20 protein-coding genes, 1 tRNA gene and 1 pseudogene are annotated in these 22,945 nt (G+C 69.2%); 10 read left to right on the plus strand and 12 right to left on the minus strand.

Translation table 11 applies throughout. The annotated features are described in order from the left end of the window. Positions 1-5,352 (minus strand): fatty acid synthase subunit beta domain-containing protein (locus tag AC1DWT_RS32605; protein WP_477923819.1); only part of this gene is annotated, 5,352 nt, incomplete at its 3' end. Between the two features lie 454 nt (positions 5,353-5,806). On the opposite strand from AC1DWT_RS32605, the gene AC1DWT_RS32610 reads away from it, so the two are divergent. The 5 genes and pseudogenes from AC1DWT_RS32610 (at position 5,807) to AC1DWT_RS32630 (ending at position 7,957) form a co-directional block, all read left to right on the plus strand. Then, positions 5,807-6,466, plus strand: coding sequence for a hypothetical protein (locus tag AC1DWT_RS32610; RefSeq protein ID WP_072947026.1), 660 nt, complete (start codon positions 5,807-5,809; stop codon positions 6,464-6,466). Next, a pseudogene (locus AC1DWT_RS32615) lies at positions 6,463-6,944 on the plus strand (HNH endonuclease). The gene AC1DWT_RS32610 and the pseudogene AC1DWT_RS32615 overlap by 4 nt, the downstream one beginning before the upstream one ends. Positions 6,945-6,993: 49 nt before the next feature. Beyond that, positions 6,994-7,076, plus strand: a tRNA-Leu gene (locus AC1DWT_RS32620). A gap of 117 nt (positions 7,077-7,193) precedes the next feature. Then, positions 7,194-7,595, plus strand: coding sequence for a transcriptional regulator (locus AC1DWT_RS32625; RefSeq protein WP_072947024.1), 402 nt, complete (start codon positions 7,194-7,196; stop codon positions 7,593-7,595). Beyond that, on the plus strand, positions 7,592-7,957 hold the full coding sequence (locus AC1DWT_RS32630; protein ID WP_095864954.1) for a DUF3817 domain-containing protein: 366 nt from the start codon (positions 7,592-7,594) through the stop codon (positions 7,955-7,957). The genes AC1DWT_RS32625 and AC1DWT_RS32630 overlap by 4 nt, the downstream gene beginning before the upstream one ends. Positions 7,958-8,113: 156 nt before the next feature. Here the strand turns inward: AC1DWT_RS32630 and rdgB are convergent, their stop codons facing one another. The 11 genes from rdgB to clpS form a co-directional block, all read right to left on the minus strand. Then, the gene (rdgB, locus tag AC1DWT_RS32635; RefSeq protein ID WP_072947020.1) at positions 8,114-8,731 is read right to left on the minus strand and encodes an RdgB/HAM1 family non-canonical purine NTP pyrophosphatase; all 618 of its coding nucleotides are present in this window, start codon (positions 8,729-8,731) and stop codon (positions 8,114-8,116) included. Positions 8,732-8,735: 4 nt separating this feature from the next. Beyond that, positions 8,736-9,524, minus strand: coding sequence for a ribonuclease PH (gene rph, locus AC1DWT_RS32640; protein ID WP_072947017.1), 789 nt, complete (start codon positions 9,522-9,524; stop codon positions 8,736-8,738). A gap of 43 nt (positions 9,525-9,567) precedes the next feature. Further along, positions 9,568-10,326 (minus strand): cyclic nucleotide-degrading phosphodiesterase, encoded by a 759-nt coding sequence (locus tag AC1DWT_RS32645; RefSeq protein WP_072947015.1) that lies wholly within the window; start codon positions 10,324-10,326, stop codon positions 9,568-9,570. A 122-nt stretch (positions 10,327-10,448) separates the two neighbouring features. Beyond that, entirely contained in the window at positions 10,449-11,399 is a 951-nt protein-coding gene (locus AC1DWT_RS32650; protein WP_072947010.1) for a PLP-dependent cysteine synthase family protein, read from the minus strand. A 340-nt stretch (positions 11,400-11,739) separates the two neighbouring features. Next, positions 11,740-12,414 (minus strand): rhomboid family intramembrane serine protease, encoded by a 675-nt coding sequence (locus tag AC1DWT_RS32655; RefSeq protein WP_095865304.1) that lies wholly within the window; start codon positions 12,412-12,414, stop codon positions 11,740-11,742. Between the two features lie 19 nt (positions 12,415-12,433). Continuing rightward, positions 12,434-13,396 carry a PLP-dependent cysteine synthase family protein gene (locus AC1DWT_RS32660; RefSeq protein WP_072947008.1) on the minus strand — a complete coding sequence of 321 codons (963 nt, stop codon included), beginning with the start codon at positions 13,394-13,396 and terminating at the stop codon, positions 12,434-12,436. Positions 13,397-13,404: 8 nt separating this feature from the next. Then, positions 13,405-13,677, minus strand: a complete 273-nt coding sequence (locus tag AC1DWT_RS32665; protein ID WP_072947006.1) for a MoaD/ThiS family protein — start codon at positions 13,675-13,677, stop codon at positions 13,405-13,407. A gap of 61 nt (positions 13,678-13,738) precedes the next feature. Continuing rightward, positions 13,739-14,215: a M67 family metallopeptidase gene (locus AC1DWT_RS32670; protein WP_095864953.1), complete on the minus strand. Its 477-nt coding sequence runs from the start codon at positions 14,213-14,215 to the stop codon at positions 13,739-13,741. 46 nt (positions 14,216-14,261) lie between these two features. After that, a complete protein-coding gene (locus tag AC1DWT_RS32675) occupies positions 14,262-15,332 on the minus strand; it encodes a P1 family peptidase (protein ID WP_206012775.1) in 1,071 nt (356 codons plus the stop codon). Further along, positions 15,329-15,916, minus strand: coding sequence for an oxidative stress transcriptional regulator AosR (aosR, locus tag AC1DWT_RS32680; RefSeq protein ID WP_206012776.1), 588 nt, complete (start codon positions 15,914-15,916; stop codon positions 15,329-15,331). Before aosR ends, AC1DWT_RS32675 begins: the two co-directional genes overlap by 4 nt. Positions 15,917-15,952: 36 nt before the next feature. After that, positions 15,953-16,291 (minus strand): ATP-dependent Clp protease adapter ClpS, encoded by a 339-nt coding sequence (gene clpS / locus AC1DWT_RS32685; RefSeq protein ID WP_072947001.1) that lies wholly within the window; start codon positions 16,289-16,291, stop codon positions 15,953-15,955. On the opposite strand from clpS, the gene AC1DWT_RS32690 reads away from it, so the two are divergent. From AC1DWT_RS32690 to AC1DWT_RS32710, 5 genes are read left to right on the plus strand one after another with little or no spacing between them, the layout of a single operon-like run. After that, positions 16,290-17,669 carry a nicotinate phosphoribosyltransferase gene (locus AC1DWT_RS32690; protein WP_477923827.1) on the plus strand — a complete coding sequence of 460 codons (1,380 nt, stop codon included), beginning with the start codon at positions 16,290-16,292 and terminating at the stop codon, positions 17,667-17,669. The genes clpS and AC1DWT_RS32690 overlap by 2 nt on opposite strands. Next, positions 17,666-18,298, plus strand: coding sequence for an isochorismatase family protein (locus AC1DWT_RS32695; protein ID WP_072946997.1), 633 nt, complete (start codon positions 17,666-17,668; stop codon positions 18,296-18,298). The genes AC1DWT_RS32690 and AC1DWT_RS32695 overlap by 4 nt, the downstream gene beginning before the upstream one ends. A 9-nt stretch (positions 18,299-18,307) precedes the next feature. Then, the gene (locus tag AC1DWT_RS32700) at positions 18,308-20,356 is read left to right on the plus strand and encodes an ATP-dependent DNA helicase (RefSeq protein ID WP_477923830.1); all 2,049 of its coding nucleotides are present in this window, start codon (positions 18,308-18,310) and stop codon (positions 20,354-20,356) included. Positions 20,357-20,411: 55 nt separating this feature from the next. Beyond that, on the plus strand, positions 20,412-21,332 hold the full coding sequence (locus tag AC1DWT_RS32705; RefSeq protein ID WP_072946992.1) for an ABC transporter ATP-binding protein: 921 nt from the start codon (positions 20,412-20,414) through the stop codon (positions 21,330-21,332). Continuing rightward, a complete protein-coding gene (locus AC1DWT_RS32710; protein WP_241031281.1) occupies positions 21,329-22,921 on the plus strand; it encodes an ABC transporter permease in 1,593 nt (530 codons plus the stop codon). The genes AC1DWT_RS32705 and AC1DWT_RS32710 overlap by 4 nt, the downstream gene beginning before the upstream one ends. Positions 22,922-22,945: the final 24 nt, after the last annotated feature.

The following is a 22,945-nucleotide window of genomic DNA, read 5'->3' on the forward strand; positions in this document are numbered from 1 at the left end:
GGGTGCGGCCGATGCGGCGGGAGCCGCGGCTGCGGGTGCTGCAGGCTCGTCGTCCTCGACCGGCGCCGGATCGACGTCGGTGGAGTACACGATCGCGGCTTCACGCTCGATGTTGAGGACCTCGACCGGGTAGCCGAAGCGGCCCGGCAGCTTGAGGGTCTGCGACGCGAGGTTCGCGACGGTCGGGACCGAGCCCAGACCGATCTCGACGAACCGCTCGACACCCAGTCCACCTTCGGACTCGTCGCCGAACAGCAGGTCCTGCGTCTCGATCCAGCGCACCGGGCTGGCGAACTGCCAGGCCAGGAGCTCGGTGAGGACCACGCGGGTGAGCTGAACCGGCTTCTTCGCCCAGGAGTCGAAGTCCTTCAGCACCTTGTCGAGGGGCTTCGACGGCACCAGGTCGGCGATCTCCTGCACGAACTCCTTCTCCAGGGAGAACGGCTTGGGAACCAGGTTCGGGATGTAGCGCCCGATCAGGATGGCCGGGTCGATGTCCTGCGGAAGCAGTTCCTCGAGACGTCCACGGAAGTCGTCGACGCCGCCACGCAGCACCGTCGAGTGGAACGGAACGTCGATGCCCGGAACCATGATGTACGCGCGCTTGCCGCCGAAAGCCTCACGGCGGATGTCGATTTCCTTCTCGAGCGCGTTGAGCCCGGTGACCGTGCCCGCGATGGCGTACTGCGAGCCACGCAGGTTCAGGTTCACGATCTGCATGAACTCACCGGTCGCCTCGGCGACACCGGCGACGAACGCCTCGACGTCGTCGTCGGCCAGACCGATCTGCGACGGGCGGATGGCAGCCATCCGGTAGTCGGAGCGGCCGGCCTCGTCGCGGGGCACGAGTGCGTGCATCGCGGAGCCACGCTGGAAGACCACCTCGAGGACTGCTTCGAGAGGCAGCACACCGGCGACGGCGGCGAGAGCGTTGTACTCACCGACCGAGTGGCCTGCGAGCAGGGCACCCTCGACGAACGCACCGGACTCGCGGAGCTCGGCGACCTGAGCCACACCGAGAGTCGCCATCGCGACCTGGGTGAACTGGGTCAGGTGCAGGACACCGTCCGGGTGCTTGTGCTCGACACCACGGGCCTTGACGACCGTCGGGTTGTCGCGGACCACGGCGAGGATCGAGAAGCCGAGGGCCTTGCGGGTGTGCTTGTCGGCGCGGTCCCAGATCTCGCGGGCGGCCTTGGAGCGGGCGCGGGCGTCGAGGCCCATGCCCGGACGCTGGATGCCCTGTCCGGGGAACGCGTAGACGGTCTTCGGGGCGGCGGTGCGACCGGTGGCGACCATCACGAGGTCACCGTCGATGCGGCAGCCGACCTCGACGATCTCGGCACCACGGTCAGTCGCGATGCGGTCGACGCGGACGTCGATCTCGGCGCCGGGGCGGACCATGCCGAGGAAGCGCGCGGTCCACGCGGTGAGGCGACGCGGCGGCGTCTTGGTCTCGGCCGGGTCCACGGCGGTGACGACCTGCTGGGCGGCGGCGGAGAGCCACATGCCGTGCACGATCGGGCTGCCGAGGCCGGCGAGCAGTGCCGCGTTGTCGGAGGTGTGGATCGGGTTGTGGTCGCCCGACACCTGGGCGAAGGAGCCCATGTTGCGGGGAGCCACGATCGTGGTGTCGCGGCGACGACGACGCGGGGTGTCGACGGCCGCGTCACTGAGCGAGCCACCGGCGCGGGCCGGGTCGGACAGTTCGCCCTTGCCGGTGCGGCCGCGGATCGCGAAGCGCTCCGACAGGGTGACGACGGCAGGCGCATCCAGGCCCTCGCCGAGCATGGCGCCGACCTCGACCTTGACCTCGACGACGCGGCCCAGGTCGGTGTCGAGAACCGAGGCGACCTCGGCCTTGACGACGAGAATGCTGGTCTCCGAAGGCAGTTCGCCGACGAAGTCGACGCCGTGGTCCAGGTGGACCAGGTCGAGCATGCCCTCGATGACGGAGAGCGAGTCTTCGGTCTTGGCGGCACCGAGCACGGCGAACACGGCCGGCCAGCAGGCGCCGACGACCACGTCGGGAACGGCCTTGCCGCTCACGCTCAGCGTCGTGGGCAGACCCGAACCGGTGACACCGGCGTGGTCGGCGACCAGGTCGGGCGTCCACGCCAGGTTGAGCCGTGCGACACCGTTCTTGACGGCGGGCAGTTCCTGACCGGCCGCGACCGCGAGGAGAGCCGTCATGGACTTCTCGGCGTCGGCCTCGGTGACCACGGGGGCGCCACCGTCGACGACGGACGCGGGAACGGTGAGGGTGATCTCGACCGACTTGCCTGCGACCAGCGGGACGGTGAGGAGCACCTGGCGGTCCTCGATCACGGACAGCTCGGCACCGGTGGTCTCGTGGACCGCGCGGGTGTCGGACTCGACCGACCACTTGTCGAGGTCACCGAGCCGGCGAACCGGGTTCAGCGTCAGGCGCGAGGCCCACTGGATGTCGGGAGCCGAGAGAACGGTGTCGAGGAGGCCGCGGGCGATGTCCGCGTGACGACGTGCAAGCAGCGACTGCGGCTCGGCACCGGCGGTGACCAGCTCGTCGTAGGTGGCCTTCTCGAAGCGGTCCAGCAGCTCGCCGACGGGCTCATCGGCGCGCGTGATGCCTGCAACGGCGACGGTGCCGGGGATGACGCAGACCTGGTCCGCCGTGTAGCGGGGATCGTGCGCCTGCCACAGCGAGTCGGAACGCCACCAGCGGCGGACGTCACCGTCCACGACGGGCACGAAGTTGACCGGCTTGCCGGGGGTCTTGCACAGCGAGACGAAGAACGACACATCCGCGGGGTGCAGAACCGTGGTCGCGTAGTCGGGGTACTGAGCCTGCAGGGCGCAGATTGCCGCCTCGGGACGCTCGAGGATCGCATCGTCGGCGAACAGGGTGGGGATGGGTCCGCGGTCGACCGGGTGCAGACGCGACTCGGTGCGCTGCAGCATCTCACCGAAGCGCGCACGCCAGGTGATGTCGATCCACGGGCTCTCGGTGGCCTCGATGATGGCGTCCTGGAGGTCGGTGCCGCAGTCGAATGCCTTCGCCGCGTCGATGCCGACGGCCAGCTCGAGGTAGCGGCGCAGCCACTGCTCGTACGTCATCGTCGCGACGTCGCCGAAGAACGGCTTCGCCGTGACGTTCAGGGCCTCGATGATCTCGTCGCGACGCTCGGCGACGGCGTCGGCGTCGCCGGCGACCTCGTCGAGCAGGCGCCCGGTGCGGGACGCGGCGTTGTCGATCTCGTGGATGTCGGCGCCGAGCTGGCTACGGCCGGAGGCCATGCCGCCCTCGGCGGTGCCCGCACCGACCCAGTCCGGGGTACCGGGGGTGTCGACGAGGAGCTGCTTGACCTCGGGAGACGTGGTCGCCTCGAGGGTGGCCATGGCGGCGGTGCCGACCAGGATGCCGTCCAGCGGCATCGCCGGGAAGCCGTGCGCGACGGACCAGCGTCCGGTCAGGTAGTCCGCAGCCTGCTCGGGCGTGCCGATGCCGCCACCGACGCACAGGACCAGGTTCGGCCGGGTACGCAGCTCGGCGTAGGTGTCGAGGAGCAGGTCGTCCAGGTCCTCCCACGAGTGGTGGCCACCGGCGCGGCCGCCCTCGATGTGGGCGATGACGGGGAACGAGGGAACCTCGTTGGCGATGCGGATGACGGAGCGGATCTGCGCGACCGTGCCCGGCTTGAATGCGACGTAGCTGAATCCACCCTCGACGAGGTCGTCGATGATCGAGACGGCGTCCTCGAGCTCGGGGATGCCTGCGGTGACGACGACACCGTCGAACGGTGCACCGGCTGCGCGGGCCTTCGGGACGAGGCGCTTGCCACCGACGTGGAGCTTCCACAGGTAGGGGTCGAGGAACATCGAGTTGAACTGCACGGCGCGGCCCGGCTCGAGCAGCCCGGTGAGCTTCTCGACGTTGTCGGCGAAGATCTGCTCGGTGACCTGGCCACCGCCGGCGAGCTCGGCCCAGTGGCCTGCGTTGGCGGCAGCGGCGACGATCTTCGGGTCGACCGTGGTCGGGGTCATGCCCGCGAGCAGGATCGGCGAACGACCGGTCAGCTTCGTGAAGGCGGTCTCGACGCCGATGCGTCCGCCCGGCAGCGACACCGGCTTCGGGAGGAACTCGGTCCATGCGGCGGGAACCTCGGGGGTTGCGCCCGGRGTCAGCAGGTTGCGGTGACCGCCACGGGTCGCGGCGGCGACGATCCCGACGCCCTGGCCGCGAACACTGGCCGACGTCATGCGGGTGAGGAGGTCACCGGGTCCGAGGTCCAGGATCCATCCGGCACCGGCTTCGATGGTGCCGTCGACGGCCTCGACCCAGTCGACGGGATCGACGAGGCAGGCGCTCGTGAGGGCACGGGCCTTCTCCTCGTCGAGACCGCAGCGCACGGCCCACTGGCCGACGATGTCGATCGTCTCCGCGAGTGCGGGGTGGTGGAAGCCGATCTCGACCGCGAGGGGCTCGAAGACGGGCGCGAAGATGGAGCCGCCGCGCTTCTTGGCGTCGCGCTCACGGGCCTCGTCGGCCTCGATCTGCTCGCACCGCTGCTGGACGCGCGCCAGCTGGGCGGGCGGGCCGGACAGGACGACGCGGCGACGGGCGTTGCGGATGCCGAGAACCGCTGCACGCTCGGGCTCGAGGCCCTCGGCGAGCTCCTCGACGATCTGACGGAGCCGTTCCGGATCGACGTTGGAGACGGCCAGCATCGGGGTGGCGTCGGCGGCGGAGATGACTCCACGACGACGGCCGACGAGACCGGCGGCAGCACCGATGAGCTGAGCGAGGGCGAGGAGTTCGCCGTCCTTCTGACCGGAGGAGGCGACGGCCTCAGYGGCGAGGAGTCCCTGGGAGTGGCCGATCACCGACACGGGAGCCGTAACCGCGGGATCGAGGCCCTGAGCTGCCAGCGCACGCAGCGCTGCGATCTGGGTGAGGAAGACGCCGGGGAGGGACACCGCCGCCGAGGTGAGCGCTGCCGCGGAAGGTCCGGACGCCTGGGCGTCGTCCTCTTCGTCGGCGAGTTCCTGCTCGAGGATCCATGCGATGGGGTCGAATCCGACCGGGCGCACGACGAGCAGCTCCTGCGCCACGGGGGCGAGGAAGTCGGCCGCGTCGTTGACGAGGGTGGTGAGTGCCGGCTCGAGTCCGTTGTCGCGGCTCAGTTCCTCGAGCGAGCTCAGCCAGGGTGCGCCCTGACCGCCGAAGGCGAGCGCGTACGGCTCACCTCCGAGCAGACGATCCACCAGGGTGCCCTTGCTCGACGACCGAGTGTCGTCCCGGTCTACGCCGATGCGCCGCGAACCCTTCGAGTTGCTTCCGTTTCCTGCGGGTGTCGTGTCGTCAATCGTCACGCGTATGTCCTCTCCTGGTCCCCTCTGGGGGGAGGTGGGGATAGTGTCTGCCGCCCTCGGCATCGTGTGCCAGCTGTATCGGCTCTGATCAGCTCTTCCGGGCTGCTCAAGGTTGACACAGAATCATGAGGATTTCCTCACGTTCACGAGCCGCAGCGGTGTCACAGCCGTGCATCGGAGAAATATCGCGTGATGTCCCTCACAGACCTACCGCGAAGTGACCGGCGGGTAGATCGCGTCCCCGCTGGACGTAGGCGGTGCAAGGACGTCCAAGAACCTGAGGAAAGCCTCACATTAATCGTTATCAATTCGTTACCACCTTGACGAAGTCCCAGGTTCATGCACGTATGCGCCCTCGAAACCGGGTCCGGAGCGCGACGAAAGCGAACCTGTCGGACCCTCGCACTAATGTTCGATTCCAGGAACAGTCGACAGCCATTCTCCGGGGGAAGAAATGAGCACAGCCCACGTCCGCGCCCTACTCGATCACGTCACCGCCGAACTGCCGCGAGAGTCGTGGCCGCACTGGACGGAGGGCTGGCCGCAGGAGATCGAAGCCGCCCTCCTCGACGCCGCCTTCTCCGCCCGCGCGACGTACGGCACGCCCACCTCCGGGGTCCGCGCCGTCATCACCCGCTGGCGCGATCACCGCGCCGCGCCCCTCGACGACCTCACCGCACTCGCTGCGCACGCCGACGAACCCGAGGGCCTCCTGGCGGTCCTGAACAACCGGCAGCGGGTGCCGGGGAACTACACCACCAAGGCCGAGGCCGTCGCATCGGCGGCACGCGCGCTCGCCGAACTGGGCTGCACCACCTCCGCGGATCTCCGCGACGACGACGCGCAGCGGAGCGCCGTCGTCGCCGTGCCCGGGTTCGGAGCGGCCACCTGGGAATGCTTCGCCATGCAACTCGGCGTGCCCACACCCGCATCTCGCGCAGTGGTGTGCGACTTTCTCGGCGAGGCACTCGACCTCGAATCACCCGCAACCGCAACACAGGCGGACGACCTCATCGCCGCCACGGCAGCGCGGCTCGAGATCACGCCCGCCACCTTCACCCATGCCGTCTGGCGATACCAGCGCCGGCAGCGACGGGCCGCAGGTGCGAAATGAAGTACACGCGTGAAGCCCTCGACAGGCGGTCGCGGAATCGACGAGCTATGCCGGCGTCGTGCGCTACCTCGGACTGAAACCCGCGGGTGGGACGCATGCGCACCTGCGGCGTCGGATCAGAGCACTCGCAATCGACACCTCGCACTTCACGGGACAGGCGCACACCAAGGGCAAGCCCGCCCAAAACCGAATGGCGTGGCAGGAGATCCTGGTCCGGCGTCCGGCCGACAGCAGGCGCGTTGCACCTCACCTACTGCGCCGCGCCCTGATCGAGGCTGGGGTCGAATACACATGCGTCCTGTGCGGACTCGGTGACGACTGGTGCGGACTCCCATTGATCCTGCACGTGGACCACGTGCAGGGAGACCCGTCCGATTCCCGCTTGGAGGAAGTTCGATTTCTGTGCCCCAACTGCCACAGTCAGACTGCGACGTGGGCCGGGCGGAAGAGCGGGAACGGAGGCGAGCACACCGGCTGACACGTGTGCGCCGGAGTGTCGCGCTCACATGGCGTAGTCTGTGCTTCGCGCGCGAGTGGCGGAAGGGTAGACGCGTCAGGTTTAGGTCCTGGTGTCTGAAAGGACGTGGGGGTTCGAATCCCCCCTCGCGCACTTCTCGGCCCTGCCGATTTCGGTAGCCGTGCAATCCGAGCGCCACAACGCTGTGACCGCCGCCATAGCGGCAACCTCTCCTAGCAGCGCATTCGGCGATTCAGGTACCGTCGTTACGTGTCCGGTAACCGTAAGCAACGCCGCCCCGCGCTGATCCTGTTGGTGGTCGTCGGGGCTGTCGGGTGCCTCGCACTCGGCTGGTGGCAGTGGACACGTTTCGAAGCGGTGGGCGGAACGGGTCAGAATCTCGGGTACGCATTCCAGTGGCCGCTGTTCGCGGCGTTCCTGGTCTACGCCTATCGGCGCTTCGTGCAGCTCGAGGACGCCGAGCCGGCAGACACCACCGAGGTCCCGGCCGCGCCCGCCGAACTGAGGGAAATCCCTGCGGACGTCCTGCCCCCGCGCCCCGCGGCGGCCGAGGACGACGACCCGGACGACCTCGAGAGCCGGCAGATTTCGCAGTACAACCAGTACCTCGCCGAGCTGTCCGCTCGCGAGACCGATAGGAGCACCACGTGAGCACGGGCCAAGACGAGACGACTGCCGGTTCGGTCGCAGATACCGCGAAGCAGAAGAAGATCGCCCCCGCGCTCCTGCGCTACCGCGTCCTCGCCTACGCCACCGGTGTGTGGCTGCTGGTCCTCACCGCAGAGATGGTGGCCAAGTACATCTTCAAGGTCGACAACCTGCCCACCTGGATCGCCGTGGTCCACGGCTGGGTGTACTTCGTCTACCTGCTGGTGACGCTCGACCTGGCGGTCAAGGTGCGCTGGCCCGCGGGCCGGACGGTCGGAACGCTCCTCGCGGGCACCATCCCGTTCCTGTCGTTCTACGTGGAGCATCAGCGGACCAAGCAGGTCCGCCGCGACTTCGATCTCTGATCGAGCCGCTGAGCTCCGTCACATGACGACCGGCTGACCGGTGATCATCGCGATCACGTAGGTCAGCCAGCCGAGCGGTGTCTGCGGCACCATCATCGGCAACATACGACCCTCCTGCCCTGCAGCGGAATGTGTGCCCCTGCAGGGTAGCGAGTGTCAGCGTCCGGTGAGCGCCGCCAGGGCGGGGACGAGTTGGACGAGCGCCCGCCCTCGGTGCGAGGAGGCGTCCTTCTCCTCGGGTGAGAGCTGGGCGGCCGATCGAGTGTCCCCTTCGGGCACGAACACCGGGTCGTAGCCGAATCCACCGTCGCCGACCGGCTCACCGGCGACGCTGCCCCGCCATTCGCCCCGGACCACCGTTTCGTCGCCGCCGGGTACGACGAGCGCGCACGCCGAGACGAACGCCGCTCCCCTGCGGTCTTCGGGCACGTCCGCGAGCTGCGCCAGGACCAGCGCGGTGTTCGCGGGATCGTTCCCGTGCGTGCCCGACCACCGGGCGGACAGGATTCCGGGCATACCGTTCAGCGCGTCTACTTCGATTCCGGAATCGTCTGCGACGCAGGGCAATCCGGTGGCGGCGGCACCGTCGCGCGCTTTCGCGAGGGCGTTCTCCTCGAACGTCGCGCCGGTTTCGGGGGCCTCGGGGTATTCGGGCACGGCGTCGAGCCCGACCAGTTCGATCCCGTCGACACCGGCCGCCGCGAGCACGCGATGCAGTTCCCGGAGTTTCTTCGCGTTGCGGCTGGCCACCAGCACCCGTGTGGTTTCCGGCAACGCCCTAGCTCCCGAACTTCTTCTTCGACGTCTCCGGGACCTTCGGCTCGGGAAGCTCACCGGGATAGGGCAGTTCGAGTGCCGCCTTCTGGATCTCGAACAGCTGCTCGCAGCCTGCGAGTGCGGAGTCCAGCAGTTTGTCGAGCGTGCTCCGCGGGAAGGTCGCGCCTTCGCCGGTGCCCTGGATTTCGACGAGGGTGCCGGTGTCGGTGGCGACCACGTTCATGTCGACCTCGGCGCGCGAATCCTCCTCGTATGGCAGGTCGAGGCGCACACGGCCGTCGACGACGCCCACGCTGACCGCGGCGATGCCGCAGGAGATGGGCTGAGGGTCGGCGAGGCGGCCTGCGGCACGGAGATAGGTCACCGCGTCGACGAGAGCCACGTAGGCGCCGGTGATGGCGGCGGTGCGGGTTCCGCCGTCGGCCTGCAGGACGTCGCAGTCGAGGGCGATGGTGTTCTCACCGATGGCCGCGAGATCGATGCAGGCGCGGAGGGAGCGTCCGACGAGACGGCTGATCTCCTGGGTGCGTCCCCCGACCTTGCCCTTGACGGACTCTCGGCCGCTGCGGGTGTGGGTGGCGGCGGGCAGCATGGCGTATTCGGCGGTCAGCCAGCCGAGCCCGGAGCCCTGACGCCAGCGGGGAACGCCGTCCTCGACGCTGGCGGTGCACATCACCCGGGTGTTTCCGAATTCCACCAGCACCGATCCCGCGGGATGAGTGGTGAAGCCTCGGGTGATCTTGACCTCGCGGAGTTCGTCGTCCGCCCTGCCGTCTTCTCGTGTGGTCACAGCGGAGAGCCTAGTCGTCCCCGGGTGGGGCGCGGACACGGCGTCAGACGGTGTAGACGCCGCCCGCGGACACTGCGTGCACGGGACCGGAGAATTCGGCCTTGGCCTCGGCGATGACGTCTTCGCGGGACGTCCACGGCGGGATGTGGGTGAGCAGCAGTTCGGCGACACCCGCGCGGTGCGCGACCTGGCCGGCCTCGGTGCCCGAGAGGTGGATTCCTTCGGGCCGATCCGGGCCGTGTGTCCACGACGCCTCGGCGAGCAGCACGTCGGCGTCGCGGGCAAGTTCGATCACTTCTTCGCACATGCCGGTGTCGCCGGTGTAGACGAGGGTCCGTCCGGCGCCGTTGGTCAGGCGGAACCCGTAGGCCTCGGGCGGGTGGTTGACCCGCCGGGCCGTGATGGTGAGATCGCCGACCGTGACCGGTTCGCCGTCGGCCCAGTGGTGCAGATCGATCGTGTCGGAGATGTCGTCGATGTCGCCGCCGCACTCGGCGGACGCGACGCCGATCCGGCGGGCGGTGTCGGACGGGCCGTAGACGAGGGCGCGTCCCTTCGGCGGGTTCGGATGATAGCGACGCCAGACGAGGAGTCCGGGGAGGTCCAGGCAGTGGTCCGCGTGCAGATGACTGAGGAGGACGGACACCTCGCCGGGATCGGCGAACCGCTGGAGCGCACCGAGGACACCGGGTCCGAAGTCGAGTACGAGCGGCGGTGTGTCCGGCGCGGTCAACAGATAACCCGATGCAGGTGAGTCTGGTCCGGAGACGCTCCCTGAACATCCCAGGACGGTAATGCGCATACCCGCCATGCTGCCACGACGACCCGTTTCGGAAAAAGCTTCCGACGGAATTGGCGCGTCGACCTCACAACCGATGGGGAAATGTGACCTGACCATGCTGATCTACCGTGGATCCGGCCCCGTTACCGTTCCCACGCCTCTTCGAGGACCTGGACCTGTGGGTCGTAGGTTCCGGTCGAGAGGTATTTCCATCCGCCGTCGGCGACCACGAAGGCGATGTCGGCGCGCTGCCCCGACTCGACGGCGGACCACGCCACGTCGAGTGCGGCATGGAGATTGGCGCCGGTGGACGTGCCTGCGAAGATTCCCTCGACGTCGATCAGCTCGCGGGTGCGCTGGATCGCCTCGGCGTGACGCACCCGGAATCGGCGGGTGAGCACCGACTCGTCGTACAACTCCGGGACGAATCCCTCTTCGATGTTGCGGAGACCGCAGACCATCTCCCCGAAGCGCGGTTCCGCGGCCACGATCTCGACACCGTCGACGTGTTCGCGGAGGAACCGGCCCGTCCCCATCAGGGTTCCGGTGGTGCCGAGCCCCGCCACGAAATGGGTGATCTCGGGCAGGTCCCGCAGGATCTCCGGGCCCGTCGTCTCGTAGTGCGCCATCGCGTTGGCCGGGTTGCCGTACTGGTAGAGCAGTACCCAGTCCGGATTCTCGTCCGACAGTCGCATCGCGACGGCGACCGCCTCGTTGGACCCACCGGCGGCCGGGGAGTCGATGATCCGGGCGCCGAACATCGTCAGGAGCTGGCGGCGTTCCATCGACGTGTTCTCGGGCATCACGCAGATCAGCTGGTAGCCCTTCAATTTGGCGGCCATGGCCAGGGAGATGCCGGTGTTTCCGCTGGTCGATTCGAGAATCGTCGACCCCGGGGTCAGACGGCCGTCCCGTTCGGCCTGCTCGATCATGCGCAGTGCCGGGCGATCCTTGATCGAACCGGTGGGATTGTGATCCTCGAGCTTGGCCCACAACCGCACCGGATTGCTGCCGTTCCAGCGTGGCGACAGCCGGGGCAGGCCGACGAGTGGAGTGTTCCCGAGAGTGTCGATGTACGAATCGAACCTTGCCACGTCAGCGATCAGCCTTCCGTGACTACACGGCGTACGGACGGACACTCGCTGTCGACGTCGGGGGTCGAATCTGTGACAGCCATGATCAACTCCTGAGGGTGCGGTGGGGTGCGGCGACGGAGGTCCGCCGCTGGGGACGCCCGGACATCGGCGACACGGCATGTGCGCGAATCCGCGAGCTCGACCCCCTCGACCGACCCTCCGTGACGACACTGTCGATGGCCTGAACTACGCAGTGGTGGTGTGCCCGGATCTCGCGAGGAGCGTACCAGCAGGGCATACGCTCAGCCGCCGGAAGCGGCGTACACGCCGGTAGACCACCTGTTCGCCGCGGCGGGCCTCATCCGAACGATTGCGGCCCTACCGCTTTCCGGGCCCGCTGCTTCCTGGCGTCGGCGGAGAGCAGCCACGCGGCGAGGACACCGCCGACGGCGCCGAACAGATGCCCCTGCCAGGACACACCGGGCGCGCTCGGCAGCACACCCCACAGCAGACTGCCGTACACGACGAACACCACCACGCCGACGAGGATCTGGCCGAGGTTGCGGGCGAAGACTCCCCGGACCAGCAGGTAGGCCAGCCAGCCGAAGATCAGGACGGAGGCGCCGATGTGGTTGGAATAGGATCCGCCGGTCAACCAGGTGCCCAGACCTCCGACCACCCAGACGATCCCGGTGGCGGCGAGGCCGCGGGCGATGCCCGACAGCAGCACGAGGAACCCGAGGACCAGCAGTGGGACGGTGTTCGCGAACAGATGCGCCCAGTCGTCGTGGAGGACCGGGGCGAACAGAATTCCCCACAGTCCGTCGATCGTGCGCGGCTGTACGCCGTTGTCTTCGAGTCGCTCGTCGGACGCCACGTCGGCGATCTCGATGACGTACAGCAACATCGTGAACGCGCCGACGACGATCGCGGACTGCAACCACAGCGGCTTCGACTTGCGCGCGGGCGCCGGCGACGCGCCACCCCTCGGCGCCGGCGAGCCGAATCGCGAGGAGTCGAACGGCGAAGTCATGATCCGCACACGCTTGTCGTCATGCCCACAACTGCCCTTCCAGTGCTTCTTCCGCTTCTTCGACCGTACCGCCGTATGCGCCGGTCGACAGATATTTCCATCCGCCGTCGGCGACGATGAACGCGATGTCGGCGGCGCGCTCGGCCTTGACCGCTTTGCGCGCGACCCCCAGCGCGGCGTGGAGGATCGCGCCGGTGGAGATGCCGGCGAAGATGCCCTCGTTGTCGATCAGTTGCCGGGTGCGGCGGACTGCGTCGGCGGGACCGACGGAGAACCGCGAGGTGAGGACGGATTCGTCGTACAGTTCGGGAACGAAGCCCTCGTCGATGTTGCGGAGGCCGTACACGAGTTCCCCGTAGCGGGGTTCCGCCGCGACGATCTCGATGCCGTCGACGTGTTCGCGGAGATAGCGACCGACGCCCATCAGGGTTCCGGTGGTGCCGAGGCCGGCCACGAAGTGGGTGATCTCGGGCAGGTCCCGTAGGATCTCCGGCCCCGTCGTCTCGTAGTGCGCGAGCGCGTTCGCGGGATTGCCGTACTGGTACAGCATCACCCAGTCGGGATGTTCCGCGGACAGTTCCTTGGCCACGGCCACAGCCTGATTCGAGCCGCCGCGCGCCGGTGAGTCGATGATCTCGGCGCCGAACATCGTGAGCAGTTGCCTGCGTTCGACGGACGTGTTCTCGGGCATCACGCAGATGAGGTGGTAGCCCTTGAGTTTCGCGGCCATAGCCAGGGAGATTCCGGTGTTTCCGCTGGTCGGTTCGAGGATCGTGGCGCCGGGTGTCAGGGTGCCGTCGTTCTCGGCCTGTTCGATCATGCGGAGGGCCGGCCGGTCCTTCACCGAACCGGTCGGATTGCGGTCCTCGAGTTTCGCCCACAGGCGGACCGGTGAGGTGCCGTTCCAGCTCGGTGACAGGCGCGGCAGCCCGACGAGGGGCGTGTTGCCGAGGGTGTCGATGAGCGAATCGAACCGCGCCACGGCCGCGCTCAGCCTCCGGCGACGGCGGGCAGGATGGTCACGGAATCCCCGTCGGCCACCTCGGTGTCGAGTCCGCCCGAGAATCGGACGTCCTCGTCGTTGACGTACACGTTGACGAACCGGTGCAGTCGGCCGCCGTCGATCAGGCGGTCCTTGATGCCGCCGTAGTTGCCGTCGAGGTCGTCGATGACGGCGGAAAGTGTGGGACCTGTTGCCTCCACCCGCTTTTCGCCGCCGGTGTGGGAACGCAGGATGGTGGGGATCGAAACTGTGACAGCCATGGTCGGCTCCTCGGGATGTGGGTGTCTTTCTGCCGCGGGACCGTCGCGAGGGACGGAGTCGTCACTTGTCGGGGACGTCCGCGACCGATGTGTGGGCGAACTTGTAGCTCTGCACCACGTCGACGGGTTCCTCGGTGACGACGCCGTCGACGATGCGGTAGCTGCGCAGTTCGTGGGCGTCGGGGTCGCGGGTGGAGATCAGCACGTAGTGGGCGTCCGGTTCGGATGCGAAGGAGATGTCGGTCCGGCTGGGGTACGCCTCGGTGGCGGTGTGCGAGTGGTAGATCACGACGGGCACCTCGTCGGCGTCGTCCATCGCCCGCCACACCTTCAGTTGCTCACCGGAGTCGAATCGGTAGAACGTCGGCGACCGTTCGGCGTTGATCATCGGGATGTGCCGTTCGGGGCGGTCGGAGCCCTCCGGCCCGGCGATGACCCCGCACGCCTCGTCCGGGTGGTCGGCGCGCGCGTGCGCGACCATCGCCTCGACGAAGTCCGATCGAATCACCAGCACGTCAACCACCTCCGTGAGCGCCATCCTAGGTGCGGACCGGCGACTCGGCCACCGATCGGCCGGGACCGCGTCAGGAACGCAGTGCCGAGGGGAACAGTTCGCGGTACGTGGGAATTCCCGCGACGGGGGTGGCGCTGAGGACGGCGTCGACGACGGCCTTCTCGACCACTTCGGCGGCAGCGGTGCAGACGGCGTCGACGACGGGCAGATCGGGCGGGAACGCGTCGGGCACCCCGGCCGGGTGGTGCACCGGGTGGATGCCGGTGGCGAGCGCGAAGATCGTGTCGCCGTCGAGCGGCGAATGCGCGGGCCGGATCGCGCGGGCGAGCCCGTCGTGTCCGGCCACGGCGACGCGGCGCAACGCCGCCTTACCCAGGGCGGCGTCGGTCGCGACGACCCCGATGGTCGTGTTGAGGACGGTGGCCTTGGCCATCAGTTCGCGTGCCGCCGACACCTCGGCCGCGACCGGCGCCCGGAGCCCGAACGCGGCTGCGCCCACGGTGGCGACACCCCACGGCAGCCCCGTCGCCGGATCGAACACGGTACCGACGGGATTGGCCACCATCAGCGCGGACACGGTGATGCCCTTCGCCGGACCGTCCGTGATGACGACGCTCGCCGTTCCGACCCCGCCCTTGATCGCGCCCGCACGCGCCCCGACCCCGGCACCCACCGAACCGGAGAGCACGGTGTGCGACGCAGAATCCGCTGCCCGGTACCCGAATTCGGCGGTGGGACGGGTGCGCCAGTCGCCGACCGGCAGATCGAAGATGACGGCGGCGGGGACGATCGGGACCACCTGATCGGGCTCCCCCATGGCGATTCCGTGACCGTGCTCCTCCAGCCAACGCATGACGCCGTCCGCGGCGGCGAGCCCGTACGCGCTGCCGCCGGTGAGGACGATCGCGTGCACCTTCCGGACGCTGTGGCTGGGGTCGAGAAGGTCGGTTTCCCGGGTGCCCGGCCCGCCGCCGCGGACGTCGACCGCTCCGGTCGCGCCGTGCGGGGCGAGGACGACCGTGCACCCGGTGGCGGCACCGCTGCCGAGTGCGGCGTCCGGATCGAGTTGGTGGTGGTGCCCGACGCTCAGGCCGACCACATCGACGAGCGAATCGGTGCGGCCCGGCGTCGTGCCCGTCACGGCGCCAGTGCCTGAACGAGCGAGTCCTGCATCCAGGTCAGCCAGTGGTAGATGTCGAGGTGCGGGGCGCGGGGATCACCCGGATCGAGTTCGTCGGGCGTGTCGGCGTCGATGCCGAGGTTGGTCCCCAGCGCCAGCCGGACGTCGTTGAGACCGCTGAGCCAGGCGTCGGCCTGCTCCGGCGTGAGCAGAACCTTGCCGCCGTTCTCCGGGACGGTGTGCAGGATGACCGAGCCCGCGGCCAGCTTGGCGTCGATGATCTCCGGTTCGTGGAGTCCGCGCAGCGCACCGTTGACGTCGGCCTTCGATTCGGCGCGGATCTCGTCGTCGTCCGGCGCGTCCATGTCGGGGCGGTGGAAGTCGGGCAGCAGCCGGGCGAGGACCTCCTCGTCGGGTGCCGTCGTGTTGCCCGTCCGCATCCCGGTGAGCGCGGCGAGTTCGTCGGCCGGGGCCGACGCCGCCCGCTCCTCGAGGAGGCCGAGGACGGAGGCGACCAGCGATCGCAGCACCGTCGCCTCGTGCGCGTCCATCTCCGAGCGCAGCTTCATGCCCCCGAGCGAGTTCTTCCTGCTCCACATCCGCACGTCGTGTACCGAGTTCCTTACTGTCCGAACGGAAAGTTAGCTGCTGTCCCGCTGCATCGTGGCCCACAGGCCCGCCGCGTGCAGCTTGCGTACATCGTTTTCGACCTTGTCGCGGGAGCCGCTCGACACCACGGCCTTCCCCTCGGAATGCACCTGCATCATCAGTTCCGTCGCCTTCGCTTTGCTGTACCCGAAGAGCTTCTGGAAAATGTAGGTGACGTAGTGCATCAAATTCACCGGATCGTCCCACACCACGGTGACCCAGGGACGATCATTGGCTTCATCGACCTCGACGACCTCCGACTCTGCAGGGGTGACCTGCGGCGATGCCGGCATGGCATCCACGAATGGAGCTGTCGTCGAGCAATGAGCCATGACACAAGGGTACGACGCTCCACCGCCCGGCGACACCGCGGCTTACAGTGGCCGGGTGTCCAGAGACAGCACCGCCTTGTTCACCGACCAGTACGAGTTGACGATGCTGTCGGCGGCCCTCGCCGACGGTTCCGCCCACCGTCACTGCAGCTTCGAGGTGTTCGCCCGCCGCCTTCCGGACGGTCGCCGCTACGGAATCGTCGCCGGCACCGCCCGCCTGGTCGCGGCGCTGTCGAACTTCCGCTTCGGCGATCCGGAACTCGAGATCGTCTCCCGCTTCCTCGACGACGCAACCGTCGAATGGCTGCGTGACTATCGGTTCGGCGGCGACATCGACGGCTACCGCGAGGGCGACTTCTACTTTCCCGGTTCCCCGATCCTGTCCGTCCGCGGAACGTTCGCCGAATGCGTGCTGCTCGAGACGCTGATCCTGTCGATCCTCAACCACGACAGCGCGATCGCGTCCGCCGCCGCACGGATGGTCAGCGCCGCCGACGGACGCCCGATGATCGAGATGGGTTCGCGGCGCACCCACGAGGAATCGGCGGTCGCGGCCTCGCGCGCCGCGTACCTGGCGGGTTTCACGGCCACGTCGAACCTGGAGGCGGTCCGCAGGCACGGCGTTCCCGGTGCGGGCACCAGTGCGCACGCGTTCACCTTGTTGCACACCACCCCGGACGGGCCGGACGAGGCGGCGGCGTTCCGCGCGCAGGTCGCGGCACTCGGAGTCGGAACCACGCTCCTCGTCGACACGTACGACATCACCGCGGGCGTCGAGACGGYCGTCGAGGTCGCGGGCCCCGGTCTCGGGGGTGTCCGGATCGACTCCGGCGATCTGGGTGTTCTCGCCCGGCAGGTGCGCGGGCAACTCGACGGCCTCGGGGCGACCGGCACGAAGATCGTCGTGTCCGGCGACCTCGACGAGTACGCCGTAGCCGCGTTGCGGGCCGAACCGGTCGACGTCTACGGGGTCGGCACGTCCGTCGTCGTCGGGTCGGGTGCGCCGACCGCGGGAATGGTCTACAAACTCGTCGAGGTGGACGGCATCCCCGTCGAGAAGCGGAGCAGCAACAAGGCGTCGCGGGGCGGCGTCAAGAAGGCGGTGCGGTTCGCCCGCGACACCGGAACCCTGGTGGAGGAGGTGGTGTACCCGGCCCACTCCGACGCGCCCGGCGCGGCAGGCCTCGAGGTGACAGAACTGCTGGTCCCGCTGGTGCGGGGCGGTGAGACCGCCTGCGAGGCGACTACTCTGGAGGACAGCAGATCCCTCCTGGCGGCGGGCCTCGTCAGTCTCCCGTGGGAGGGTTTGAAGCTCTCCCACGGCGAGCCCGCGATCCCCGTGCGCTTCGCCGAACCCGAATCCAGGAGGGCACCATGAGCGACATCGAGAGCACCGACGCCCGGCGGGCGCTGCTCGTGGTCGACGTCCAGAACGACTTCTGCGAGGGCGGCTCCCTCGCCGTCGAGGGCGGTTCCGCGGTCGCGGCGGCGATCAGCCGCTTCCTGACCGGAGCCGTCTACGACGCGATCGCGGCCACCATCGACCACCACATCGACCCGGGCCACCACTTCTCCGAAGAACCGGACTACGTCGACACCTGGCCGGTGCACTGCAAATCGGGAACCCACGGCGCGGAGTTCCACCCGGACCTCGATCGGAGCGGCATCGAGTCGGTGTTCTCCAAGGGCGAGTTCTCGGCGGCGTACTCGGGCTTCGAGGGCACGAACTCCGACGGCCAGACCCTGGAGAAATGGCTGCGTGCGGCCGGGGTCACCGAGGTCGACATCGTGGGGATCGCCACCGATCACTGCGTGGTCGCGACGGCACTCGACGCCGTGGCCGCCGGCTTCCCGACGCGCGTGCTGCTCCCCCTCACCGCGGGTGTGGCGCCCGCGACCGTCGAGGCCGCGATCACCGCGATGCGGGCCGCCGGGGTGCGCCTCGTAGGGCGCGACGCGGACGTCCCCTCGGACCGCGTGACGATTTCTGACGTAGGTCCCGAGTAACCTGCTCGGGTGCCTGAAAACCTCCCCAACGTCCCCGAGCTGTTGCGCACGGCGGTGCGGTCGCTGGGCGGTGCCGAGCGGTCCAACCAGCTGACCATGGCTTCCGCCGTCGCGCATTCGATCGACACCGGGGAGCATCTGGCCGTCCAGGCCGGTACGGGTACCGGCAAGTCGCTCGCCTACCTCGTGCCGAGCGTCCGGCACGCCGTGCAGAGCGGCAAGACGGTCATCGTCTCGACGGCCACCATCGCGCTGCAGCGTCAGCTGATCGACCGCGACATGCCGCGGCTCGCGGACGCGCTGCAGGGTTCACTCGGCCGCAGGCCGCATTTCGCGATCCTCAAGGGCCGCAACAACTATCTGTGCATGAACAAGATCCACACCGGGACTGCGGAGGAGCCACCGGCCGACGAGCTGTTCGACCCGTTCGCGGTGTCCCGGCTCGGCCGTGAGGTCCAGCGCCTCACCGAGTGGTCCTCGGACACCGAGACCGGCGACCGCGACGACCTGGCCCCCGGAGTCAGCGACAAGGCGTGGCGCCAGGTCAGCGTCACGGCCCGGGAGTGCCTCGGCAAGTCCCGCTGCCCGGTCGGCGAGGACTGCTTCGCGGAGCGGGCCCGCGCGGAGGCGTCGCAGGTCGACGTCGTGGTCACCAACCACGCCCTGCTCGCCATCGACGCCATCACCGGAATCGCGATCCTCCCCGAACACGACGTCGTGGTCATCGACGAGGCACACGAACTGGTCGACCGCGTCACCAACGTTGCCACCGCGGAGTTGGCGGCGTCGACGATCAGTGCCGCGGCGCGGCGCTGCGCGAAGCTCGTCGAGGAGCAGGACGCCGATCGTCTCGAGGCGGCGGGCGAGGGCTGGGCGGCGCTGCTCGAGGAGTTGCGGCCCGAGCGGTGGGAGGCATTGCCGCCCGGTGCGGCGCCCGCGCTCGCCGCTGTCCGCGACGCCGCCTGGGCGCTGCGCACGGCCATCGGCCCGTCCCGTCCGGGCATGGCGTTGAGCGACCCGGAGGCGGCCGCCGCCCGCAACACCGCGCTCGCGTCGGTCGAGGAGGTTCACGACAGCGCCGTCCGGGTTCTCAGCGCGTTCGACGAGCCGGATCCGGCGAAGCGCCACGACGTGGTGTGGCTGGCCGCCGACGACAACCGCGGTTCGATCCGCCGGGTGGTGCGGATGGCGCCGCTGTCGGTCGGCGGGCTGCTACGTTCCCGGCTGTTCGCGGAATCGACCGTGGTCCTCACGTCCGCCACGCTGACCGTCGGCGGGTCCTTCGACGGCCTCGCGGTCAACTGGGGACTTCCCGCGGAGTCGTCCGTCGTGATCGATCCGGCGATGGCCACCGGGTCCGAGGCGCCGTCCGACACGGGCACGCTCAAGTGGAACGCCCTCGACGTCGGGTCGCCGTTCGACCACGCCCGCGCCGGCATCATCTACATCGCGAAGCAACTGCCGCCGCCGGGGCGGGACGGCCTGTCCCCCACGTATCTCGACGAGATCGCCGAACTCGTCGAGGCGGCGGGCGGGCGGACGCYGGGATTGTTCTCGTCGATGCGGGCCGCGAAGGCCGCGTCGGAGGCGATGCGCGACCGGCTCGACACCCCGATCCTCTGCCAGGGTGACGACTCGACGGGCGCCCTCGTCCGGGCGTTCGCCGGCGACGAGCCGACGTCGCTGTTCGGCACGTTGTCGCTGTGGCAGGGCGTCGACGTGCCGGGTCCGTCCCTGAGCCTGGTGATCCTCGACCGCATCCCGTTCCCCCGCCCCGACGACCCGTTGCTGGTCGCCCGGCAGAAGGCGGTCGAGTCGCGCGGCGGCAACGGGTTCCTTTCCGTCGCAGCCAATCACGCGGCGCTGCTGCTCGCGCAGGGTGTGGGACGTCTGCTGCGCAGCGTCGACGACAAGGGTGTGGTGGCGGTCCTCGATCCGCGGCTCGCCACCGCCCGGTACGCCGGGTATCTGCGGGCATCGCTGCCACCGTTCTGGGAGACGTCGGATCCGGAGGTCGTGCGCAAGGCGCTGGGACGGATCCGCGACTCACGCCCCTGAAACGCTGCTCCGCACTGAGTCGGACAGCGGATCGGTGCGCACCTATGCTCGACCGATGGACCTTGCGATCTCAGTCCGCGGACTCACCAAGAAGTTCGGTGAAGTGCTCGCCCTCGACGGCCTCGACCTGGAGGTGAAGCCGGGCGAGGTGCACGGATTCCTCGGACCCAACGGCGCGGGCAAGTCCACGACCATCCGGGTGCTCCTCGGTCTGCTGCGCGCCGACGGGGGTTCGGCGTCCGTTCTCGGTTCCGATCCGTGGCGTGATTCCGTACCCGTGCATCGGCGGCTCGCCTATGTGCCGGGCGAAGTGAACCTGTGGCCCAACCTGTCCGGCGGCGAGGCGATCGACCTTCTCGGGCGACTGCGCGGCGGACTCGATCCGGCGCGGCGCGCGTCGCTGATCGAGCGGTTCGAACTCGACCCCACCCGGAAGGGCCGCACCTATTCGAAGGGCAACCGGCAGAAGGTCGCCCTCGTGGCCGCGCTCGCCGCCGACACCGAACTCCTCATCCTCGACGAGCCGACGTCGGGCCTGGACCCGTTGATGGAGGCGGTGTTTCAGGAGTGCATCACCGAATTCGCGCGCGGCGGACGCACGGTGCTGCTGTCCAGCCACATCCTCGCCGAGGTGGATGCGCTGTGCCACGCCGTGACCATCATCCGGGCGGGGAGGACGGTGCAGGCGGGAACATTGTCCGAGCTGCGGCATCTCACCCGGACGACGGTGACGGCGACCACCCGGATCAAGCCCAATCCGATCGGGAACGTCCCCGGTGTGCACAACCTGCAGAAGGGTGAGGACGCGAACACGGTGACGTTCGACGTCGATTCCGATCAGATCGACCCGGTCATGACCACGTTGACGGGGCTGGGCATCGTCTCGATCACCGCCAACCCGCCGACGTTGGAGGACCTGTTCCTCCGCGAGTACCGCGACGAGGTCGAGGCGCTCGGGATCGGACGGTCGCAGTGAGTCAGCTGAGCGGGACGGGTGTGCTCGCCGAACTGGCGGTGCGCACCGACCGGGTCCGGATTCCGGTGTGGACGGTCGCGGTGGCCGGTCTCACCGTCCTGCTCGCGTCGAGTTACTCCACCATCTACCCGACCGCCGAATCCCGGCAGGCCCGTGCCGAACTCATCTCGTCCCCGGCCGCCACCGCCCTTGCCGGGCCGGGCTACGGCCTGGACGACTACACGCTGGGTGCGATGGTCGCCAACGAGATCGCCGGCATGACGATGGTGGCCGTGGCGATCATGTCGGTGCTGCTGGTGACGCGGCATCTGCGGACGGAGGAGGAGACCGGGCGCGCGGAACTGGTGCGCGCCGGCGTCGTCGGGCGGTACGCGGGAATCACGGCGGGACTGATCTCGGCGGCCCTCGCCAATGTGTTCGTCGCGCTGCTGCTGGTCATCGGGTTGCTCGCCGTGGGTCTGCCTCCGGTGGGTTCGCTGAACATGTCGGCGGGTGTGCTGGTCGTGGGTCTGGTGTTCACCGCGCTGTCGGCGCTGGCGTCGCAGCTCACCGAACACGCCCGCGCGGCAAGCGGTGCCGGAATCTGCGCGGTCGTCGTCGCGTACCTGCTTCGGGCGGTGGGCGACGTGCAGCAGGGACACAGCGGGAGCCTGCTGACGTGGGTGTCGCCGATCGGCTGGTCGCAGGCCACCCGCGCGTACGTCGACGAACGATGGTGGCCGTTGCTGATCGGCGTCGTCGCGGCGGCGCTGACCGTCATCTGCGCGTATGGCGCCATCGGTCGCCGGGACGTCGGGGCGGGACTCCTCCCGCCGCGGGGCGGGCGCGCCGAGGCGTCCCCCCGCCTCACCGGAGTCACTGCGCTCGCGGCGCGCCAGCAGCGCGGCCAGATCCTCGCCTGGGGTGTCGGCGTGTTCGCTCTGTCGCTGCCCATCGGTTCCCTCGGCAGGCAGATCAGCGATTTCATCGGACAGGATCCCGATCTCGCACAGCTGCTGCCGGGTGGCGCCGCGGCGGCCGCCGACGGCGCGTTCGCCCTGTATCTGGTGTTCCTGGTGGTGATGGCCGCGATGTACGCCGTCGGTGCCGTCGTGTCGATCCGCTCGGAGGAATCGTCCGGTCGCGCCGAGGAGGCACTGGCCACCCCCGTGTCGCGGGCGCGGTGGCTCGGTGGCCAGCTGGTCGTCATCGCGGCCGCGGCCGTCGCGATCGCAGTGATGGCCGGGGTCGGCATGGGGATCACCGCGGCGTTCACGCTGTCCGATGCGGGCGCGCTCGGCCGGTTGACCGGCGCGGCCCTGAACACGGTGCCGGCAGTGCTCGTGATCGTCGGATCGTGCGCGGCCGTCTACGGGCTGATCCCTCGCGCGCTGCCGGCTCTGTGGGCGTTCGTGGGCTACGTTCTCGTCGCCGGAATGTTCGGGGAGGTCCTCCCGGACTGGTTCGGGATTCTCTCCCCCTTCCACTACACGCCGGCGCTGCCTGCCGAAAGCTTCGCGGCCGCCCCCCTCGCCGTTCTGCTGATTCTGGCGGCGGCCCTGTTCCTCGCCGGCGTCGCCGGCTTCCGGCGCCGGGACGTCGGCCCGTAAACCGTGCCGGGACGAACCCCGGCC

The sequence above is a fragment of the Rhodococcus sp. P4_B6 genome, from assembly GCF_056402215.1.